General features: G+C 64.8%; 1 protein-coding gene. It reads left to right on the forward strand.

Going from position 1 to position 310, the window contains the following annotated elements:
• Positions 1–310 (forward strand): hypothetical protein (locus F1735_RS34640; RefSeq protein ID WP_167241584.1); only part of this gene is annotated, 310 nt, incomplete at both ends.

The raw sequence follows: 310 nt of genomic DNA on the forward strand, positions 1-310 counted from the left end.
CTATCACACCCTATTCAAGAACGCTGCGCAGGCCATCGTCGTCAGGGATGGCACCTGGCCCGAGCAGTATTTGCCCGGCAATGCCAGCGCCGCGGTGCAGAGCGCGCATTTCGTCAGCTACCTGACGGCGCATGGCCGCGCGCTCGATCCGGCATTGACGCAGGCGCTCAAGGACCGCATCGTCTACTTCGCAGATCGCGGCGGCTACGTCGGACCGGCACCGGAAAGCCAGGCCTACCCGCAGGGCGCCACCAAGTTCCTGTCATGGGGTGCCACCACGACGCAGGGAAAATATGCCGACGTGTACGCG

Origin of the sequence: Massilia genomosp. 1, assembly GCF_011682185.1 — a bacterium.
Lineage (GTDB): Bacteria > Pseudomonadota > Gammaproteobacteria > Burkholderiales > Burkholderiaceae_D > Telluria_A > Telluria_A rubra.